The sequence below is a fragment of the Dactylosporangium darangshiense genome (genome assembly GCF_039537565.1).
Lineage (GTDB): Bacteria > Actinomycetota > Actinomycetes > Mycobacteriales > Micromonosporaceae > Dactylosporangium > Dactylosporangium darangshiense.
This window is the reverse complement of sequence record NZ_BAABAT010000048.1, coordinates 76,786-83,967: the sequence shown is the minus strand read 5'-3', so window position 1 is coordinate 83,967 and position 7,182 is coordinate 76,786. Positions and strand designations below refer to the sequence as shown.

At 72.1% G+C, this 7,182-nt stretch carries 8 protein-coding genes; all 8 read right to left on the bottom strand.

Annotated elements, in window-relative coordinates; translation table 11 throughout:
• Positions 1 to 213: 213 nt before the first annotated feature.
• The 8 genes from ABD901_RS48155 to dctP all read right to left on the bottom strand — a co-directional run bounded on the left by ABD901_RS48155 (position 214) and on the right by dctP (position 7,042).
• Positions 214 to 414 carry a hypothetical protein gene (locus ABD901_RS48155; protein WP_345139162.1) on the bottom strand — a complete coding sequence of 67 codons (201 nt, stop codon included), beginning with the start codon at positions 412 to 414 and terminating at the stop codon, positions 214 to 216.
• Positions 415 to 797: 383 nt separating this feature from the next.
• Positions 798 to 1,313 (bottom strand): YceI family protein, encoded by a 516-nt coding sequence (locus tag ABD901_RS48150; protein WP_345139159.1) that lies wholly within the window; start codon positions 1,311 to 1,313, stop codon positions 798 to 800.
• Positions 1,310 to 1,498 carry a hypothetical protein gene (locus ABD901_RS48145; RefSeq protein ID WP_345139156.1) on the bottom strand — a complete coding sequence of 63 codons (189 nt, stop codon included), beginning with the start codon at positions 1,496 to 1,498 and terminating at the stop codon, positions 1,310 to 1,312. The genes ABD901_RS48150 and ABD901_RS48145 overlap by 4 nt, the downstream gene beginning before the upstream one ends.
• Before the next feature lie 349 nt (positions 1,499 to 1,847).
• Positions 1,848 to 3,470, bottom strand: a complete 1,623-nt coding sequence (locus ABD901_RS48140) for an amidase (protein WP_345139152.1) — start codon at positions 3,468 to 3,470, stop codon at positions 1,848 to 1,850.
• On the bottom strand, positions 3,467 to 3,940 hold the full coding sequence (locus ABD901_RS48135) for a hypothetical protein (RefSeq protein WP_345139149.1): 474 nt from the start codon (positions 3,938 to 3,940) through the stop codon (positions 3,467 to 3,469). The genes ABD901_RS48140 and ABD901_RS48135 overlap by 4 nt, the downstream gene beginning before the upstream one ends.
• A 73-nt stretch (positions 3,941 to 4,013) precedes the next feature.
• Positions 4,014 to 5,027: a hypothetical protein gene (locus ABD901_RS48130; protein WP_345139145.1), complete on the bottom strand. Its 1,014-nt coding sequence runs from the start codon at positions 5,025 to 5,027 to the stop codon at positions 4,014 to 4,016.
• On the bottom strand, positions 5,017 to 5,571 hold the full coding sequence (locus tag ABD901_RS48125) for an RNA polymerase sigma factor (RefSeq protein WP_345139140.1): 555 nt from the start codon (positions 5,569 to 5,571) through the stop codon (positions 5,017 to 5,019). The genes ABD901_RS48130 and ABD901_RS48125 overlap by 11 nt, the downstream gene beginning before the upstream one ends.
• 31 nt (positions 5,572 to 5,602) lie before the next feature.
• Positions 5,603 to 7,042, bottom strand: coding sequence for a TRAP transporter substrate-binding protein DctP (gene dctP / locus ABD901_RS48120; protein WP_345139138.1), 1,440 nt, complete (start codon positions 7,040 to 7,042; stop codon positions 5,603 to 5,605).
• Positions 7,043 to 7,182 lie beyond the last annotated feature (140 nt).

Sequence of the window (7,182 nt, the reverse complement as noted above, 5' to 3'; positions counted from 1 at the left end):
CTGCGACGCGACCCCGACCGCGCCCGCCACCGAGCCATCCGAGCCCTCAACCAACTCGGCTACACCGTCACCCTCAACCCCATACAAGGAGCGGCATAACCGATCTCAGCATCAATTTTCGATGGAGACCCGCTGATCGAGCTGTTCCACCGGCCCGGCGCACCGGCCCCGCGGCACACTGACCCCGATCGCCGGGTGCCGCTGCCACGGCCGTCACCGGCAGGTGTAGGCGAGCGCCGCCCCGCCGCTGCCGTAGACCGACTCGACGTGGATGTAGAACACGGCGCCAGCCCGGCCTTCGTACGAGCCGGTGACACGCAGCGTCGGGGTCTGCCCGACCTCGACGGTGCCTGTCGGTGGGTCGATGTTAACGCCGCTGATCGGCGAGCCCTGATAGTCCGCCCGGTTCGACACGAAGATCTTCCACTTCCAGGCGTTGCCGGCGGGACCGTTGACCGTGCCCAGCTTGATGAAGGTGTCGATCCGGCCGCAGTCGACATTCCGGGTCGGGTAGTCCGACGACCCGTTCTGGCCGGGCGCCGCGACGACCCACGCCTGCCCCGGGTCGCGGGCCTCGTCGGGTTTCCCGGCGCTCGGAATGGTCGGAGGCCGGCTCGTCGATGACGACTGCTTCGGCTTCGGGCTGATGGCATCACCGCCCTCGTGCTGCGTCGTGGCGCCGGCTACGGCCGGTCGATGGCGTCACCGATCCACCGCCGCACGTCCGTGTTCGACACGACGACGTACCCGATGATCAACATTACTGCGGCGGTGATGACCTTCCGCATCGCTTCCCCTCAATCCGGTCGGCGGGTCAGGTGGACCGAGACGGTCAGCTCGACCCAGCGGCCGACCAGCAATCGCGGCGCGCGAATGCCCACATCTCGCAGGTCCAGCCGGGCCGTGCCGGTCACCAATAGGCGCGCCGCGGTCGACGCGTCGTCGATCGTGCCGTCGATCCAGAGCGGAGCCTCCGCCCCGGCCACCCGGAGCACGGCCCGGGCCCGCCAGCCGGTGGTGGTCGGCTCGATGTGCTCGGCGACCACGTCCATGCGCGGATGGTTGACCACGTCGAGGAAGCGCTTGCCGCGCAGGTCCTTGTCCCGCCGTGGGTTGCCGGTGTCGATCGAGGCCGGGTCGAGCGTGCCCGACAGCCGTGACGGCCGCCCGTCGGGCCCGATCTCGACGATGCCGGCGGTCACCGCGATCGTGCCGCGCACGATCTTGACGGCGAAGTTGCGAGCGGCGAAGCCGGCGAGGATCCCTGCGTCGACGGTCCACGTACCGGCGTCGGCCGCGGCTACCGTGGTCATGCGGGGATCTCCTCGGGACGGGCTTCGCCGGAGTCCCCGAGCGGCAGGCCCTCGCCGCCGCCGAGCGGCCAGCCGACGATCGCCCCGAGCGGATCGCCGGTGCCATAGACGGTGGCGAGCGCGCCGTCGACGCAGCCGGTGCCGACCGGGTGGGCGTCGGGAAGGGTGTGTGTGGTGATGTTCATGCCGTGAGCCTGCCGCCGACCGTCGACGCGGGCATCCGTGCCAGCCCTGAGCCGGGGTACTGATTCTCGGTACCGAGCCGGCGGCTCGGCGATACTGGGCGGGTGCACACCCGGACGCCGCGTTCGTCGGCCGACGTCGCGAACTCGACGCGCTGGCCGGCCGGCTGGCCGCCGGCGCCGCGGGACCCTCGCGAGGGTTGCGGAGGTGATCGAACGGGTCACCGGGGTGCGCTACGGGCCGATGCAGACCAGGACGATCGCGGTCACGGCGAGACGGAAATTCGTTGACGCTCGCCGCGTGGATCCCGGCTTGGATGCGGGACCCACGCGGCGGCTCGTCGGCCTTTCGTCAGGCGCTGGTCGCGGCCGCCTCCTCGGGGGTCAGGCGTAGCGGGACGGCTGCCGTAGCCGTCGCCGCTCTCGTCGCCGCCGGCGCGCTGGGCGCCGGATCGGCCGGGCGCCGCGTGTGCCAGTCGGTCAGGGCCTGGTACGCCGCGGCCACCTCCAGCAGGCGGTCCTCCTCGTACGGGCCGGCGCCGAGGATGGTGCCGACCGGTACCGCCGGATTGGCACCGACCGCGGTGAACCCGATCGGCAGCCCGAGCTCCGGCAGACCGAGGATGTCGAAGGGCACCGGGCCGGTCTGCAGCAGCACGTCGCACGAGGTGAGCACGCCGTCGAGCACCTCTCGCAGCAGGTGGTGCTTGGCCCGCTGGCCTGTGATCCACTCGTCGCCGGACAGGAAGAGGCCCTGCAGCCAGCTCAGCAGGGAGACGCCGAACAGCTTCGGGTCCTGCTTCAGGTACGGCAGGAACGGCTCCGTGCGCTCGCTGAGCCTGATGTTGTTGAAGGTGCCGGTCAGCAGGCCCCAGTCGGCCGGGTAGGTCACGTCGACCACCCGCGCGCCGGGGATCGACGCGAGCGTGTCGAGGAATGCGCGGCGTAGCGCCAGCACGCCCGCGCTGCCGCCGGTGAGGTAGTCCGGGGGTACGCCGATCGTCGTCGGGCGGCGCAGTTCGACGCGGCCCTTGCGGCGCACGGGCAGCGCCGATGTGATCAGGTCCGGCACGCTGGGCAGGCCGAGCGTGCGCGGATCGTCCGGGTCCGGCCCGGCGAGCACGGTGAGCATGATGGCGGCGTCGAGCGCGTCGCGGGCGAGGGGGCCGGAGTGGTCGCGGGTGTACGACAGCGGGATGACGCCGTGGATGGACGTACGGCCCATCGTCGGCTTGAGGCCGGTGAGGTTCTGCTGGTTCGATGGGTTCACGATGCTGCCGCCGGTCTGCGTGCCGATCGAGGAGCACGCCATGCGCCCCGCCACCGCGCACGCTGGGCCGGTGGAGGAACCGCCCGGGTCGACCGACTGGTCCTGCGGCGTCCAGGCGTTGACGGTCGTCACTGTACCGTTGGGAGTAGTGGCCCGCGTCGTGGCGAGGGGCCCCATCTGGCCCTTGCCGACGACGATGCCGCCGGCCGCCTTGAGCCGCGCGACCGCCGTGGCGTCGTACGGTGGGATGAAGTCGCGGAAGATAAACGAGTTGGCGGTGGTGAGCACCCCGGCCGTGAAGTAGTTGTCCTTGATGCACAGCGGGATGCCGCTGAGCGGGCCGGTCCGGCGCTGGTCTGCGGCCTTCGCTGCGGCCCGTGCGGCGTCCGGCGTTGTGGCGTTGAAGGCCTGGTACGTGGCGTCGAACCGGGCGATCCGGTCCAGGTGGGCCTCCACGAGGTCGACGGCGCTCAGCGAGCGGCGCCGCAGCAACGTGGCGGCCTCGGCGACGGTCGCCTCGGTCGGGTCGTTGCGCGCCTCGGGCCGCACGGCGACGTCGGGCATGTCGACCGGCCGTTGCCCGCTCCGGGTCAGCGCGGGTGCCGCGCTCGAAGCGGCGGCCGGCAGGGCGGTCACAGCAGCGGTACCTGCGGCGACGGCCGCCGACCGGACGAGGAACGCCCGCCGGTTCATCTCGCGGCTCATCGTCCGGCCGCCTGTCCCGTCACTCGCCCGGTCCAGGCTTCGGTGATCGACGGATACTCCAGCGGCGGGTCGAGTTGTTGGCTCTGGGCGGCGTCGCCGTCACCCGGCCGCCACGAGTTGATGGCCTCGGGGTTGCTCAGCAGGAACGACCGAAGTGAGGCGAGGGCCTGGGCCTGGGTCGGCGCGCCCGTGACGGGGTCGGCCGCGGTCGGCAACAGGTTGATGTCGACGCCCGAGATGGCGAGCCGGGCGACGATGAACGCGTTGAGCTGGTCGGTGGAGAGCGATTGTGGACCAACGGCCATGTGCAGCCTCCGTGATGCGATGTACGCGGCGGCACGGGCCGCCGCGATGAAGATCGCAACTGGCGGGGGTTTCTTCGCCGCGACACGGCCGTAACGATCATGTTTCTCGATTCCGCACAGGTGCCCGTGGCCTCCGAATCGTCGGCGGTGGCGGGCCGGCGGCACCAAGGCCACGGTACGAGCCCAGACCAGCCCGATTTCCCGCATACGCGGCGCGCCGAAGGCACCGGGAAACTGACTAGCCGTGTTGCCGGATGAAGGGGGCGCTCTGGTGCAGGGCGGTCAGGCGGATGACGCCGGCCCGGCCGTCGCACTCGCGGGATGCGCCGGCGAGCCGGAGCGTGTCGCCGTCGAGCCGGTAGCGGTACGTCGCCTGCGCGCACGACGTGGCGGCCTCGGTGGTCCGGACGGTCAGGTCGTCCTCGATCGCGTACCAGCCCGTCCACGCCTGCACGTCCGGCCGGCCGTCCGCGGAGACCAGCACGGTCCACTGGCCGGCGTCGAGGCGCAGCGTCAGCTCCACCGTGCGGGTGACGCCCTCGCCGCGCCAGAAGTCCTCCACGCCGGCCTGGTCCAGGCCGGCCGCGGCGCCGGCGAGGCGCAGCTGGTCCAGACTCAGCGCTCCGGTGCGGTACGCGCCCTCGGGCAGCCTCGGATCGGCCAGGTCGGTCCACTCCGAGGCGGCCAGCAGGGTCCGGCGGGCGGCGCACGGGTCGCTGACGGTGTGGAGGGTCAGCCGGCCGCCGTGCAGCCGCCAGGTGTACGTCCCGAGCGAGTTGCACGCAGCGCCCGGGGTACCCGGCTCGAGGTTGGTCCGGAAGGTGCCGGCGTCGGCGTCGTAGCGGCACGGCGAGCCGACCTCCCCGCAGACCGGACCGTGCGGGGCCTGCAGCGCCTCGGGTGGGTCGAGCACGACGGTGCCGTCGGGCCGCAGCTGCAGCCGCCAGGTGCCGGCCAGCGCGGTGTCCACGGCGGCGACCTGCGACGCGCGCAGCGTCGTCTCGTACCGGCCGGCCAGCGTGCCTCCCCCGGCGACCCCCTCCGGCGAGCCGGCGGACAGTAGGCGCTGCAGCACCGGTACGCCGGCGATGAGCAGCAACGTGGCGAGCCCGCCGGCGGCGATCATGAGCGGTCGGTACACCCGGGAGCGCCGCCGTCCGGCGGTGATGCGGTGCAGCGAGCGTTCGACGTCGGGCTCGATCGAGGCGGCCGCCCGGTGCAGGCCCTCGCGCACTCGTTCATCAAACGGCATCGTCGACCTCCTCCTGCAGGACGCCGGCGAGGCGTTGCCGGGCCTTGTGCAGGTGTACCCGGGCCGTCGCCGCCGTGCAGCCGAGAATCTCGGCGATCTCGGCGATCGGTCGGTCCTCGAAGTAGAACAGCACGACGGCGGCGCGCTGGCGGGACGGCAGGCCCTGGACCGCCCGGTGCACCGCGTCGCCGGGCTCGTCCGGCGGCGGTGCGGTGAGGTCCGCCCGGAACCGGCCCTCGAGCACCCGGCGCATCTGCTCGCGCCGGGCGAGGCGGGCCGCCATCCGGATCGCGACCCGCCGCACCCACGCCTCGGGCTGCTCGTAGCCCGACACGGCGTCCCAGCGGTGCAGCAGCTGCATGAAGGCGTCCTGGGCGACCTCCTCGGCCCGCCCGTGGTCGGCGGTGATGAGGAAGACGGTGCGCACGACGCGCGGGAACTCCTGCCGAAAGAACAGCGTGAACTGCGCCGCGTCCGCCATCTGCCCCGCTCCGGCGAACGCGGCCCGGTCTGCGCCGGCCCGTCGCCGACCCAGATTCAACACGCTCGCACTGGCCATCGAAACCCCCGCCCGGCTACTTGGTCTTGCGGAAGGGGGCGGTCTCGTAGATGAAGCGCTGGACGGCCAGATCGTGCGGCCCGCAGTCCGGGTTGTCCTCCGGCCCGGAGCGCACGACCTTGATGCGCAGCTCCCCTGCTTGGAGCGTGAACTGGTACTCCAGCTCGCATCCGGCGCCGATCTCCTTCAGCCGGACGGTCGACCCGTTGATGGTGTACGTCCCGCGCCAGCCCTGCTCGGCCGACCCGTCGGTGCGCCGCTCATACTGAATCCACACGCTGTCGGTCACCTCGAACAGGTAGGGGTGCGGGCTGGCCGCCTCCCAGGTGCCGAGCAGCTCGTTGGCCGCGTTCGACGCAACAGGCGCGGGGTCGGTTTCGGTGCAGCCGGCCGGTACGGTCAGCGCCGGTTCGGCCGTGGTGGACCGCTTGAACTCCTCGATCCGGGCGATGAGGTCCCGGGTAGTGGCGTCCTCGCGCAGCTTCGCGTAGACCGGCGCGAACGCGTCCCGCAGCGCGGCGAGATCATCGGCCGCCGCGACGTGGGCCCGGGCGCCGAGCTGACACTCCTGGGCCAGCAGCGCCGCGTCGCCGCCGGAAAGCTCGCCGGAGCGCGCGGCGGTCTCGTTCGCCGCCTGTACCAGCCGGGCCCGCTCGTAGTCGCGGAGCTTGCCGAACCGGTCGGGGTTGACGATCAGCACCATCATCTCCGGCCAGAGGTTGACGTTCGCGGCCACGTACGGCGCCCGCCGCTCCAGCGAGTTGAACTGGTACCCGCGCAGCGACATCTCGAAGGCGTCGAGCTGGCCCGAGTCGATCGCCTTGTCCCGGTCCTGAGCCAGCACCTCCGCCGGCTTCGCGCCGAGCGCCTCGATGGCGGTGGTCTGCGTGGCGGACTTGAGCGTGCCGAACCGGGCCCCCTGCCAGTCGGCCGCCCGCAGGAACGGCCGCTTGACCGAGACCGGCTTGCGCAGCCCGCCGGCCAGGAGCCCGAGGCCGTGCACGCCGACCTTGTCGACGCCGTCGAGCATCCGGCGGGAGACGTCGCTGTCCACGACGGCCTGCTGCAGGGCGTAGCTGTCGACGAGCATCGGGGCGCTGAGCGCCTGGAGGCTCGACACCCCGAGGGTGTCGAAGACGCGGGCCCCCACCCACCCCACGTCCGCCTTGCCGGATGCCACGTCCCGGACGATCTGCTGCTCCGAGTCCGGCTTGAAGTCGCCCCACCGATCCACCACGTTTGCCGAGAGCCCGGACTCCAGTTCGGTGAACCGGTTGACGAACTGCGCCACCGCCGGATAGGAGGCGATGCTCGCCGAACCGTTCGCCATCGTCAGCACGGTGCTCGACCGGCCGACGCCGCCCGGGTCGCTCGACCCGGACGTACAAGCCGCGGTCAGCGCCGCCGCGGCGATCGCGACCGGCACGATCTTGAGGTACCTACGTGAGATCATCATCCGCCCCCTCGCTCCGACCTCTGCCACTGACAGACGCGAGGGGACGGCCGCGTTTACTCCGCCGCGTAGACGAACGCCTGACGGGAGGTCTGCCGGATGCCGTTGGGGCCGTGGAGTTGGCACTGATGGTGTCGGATACC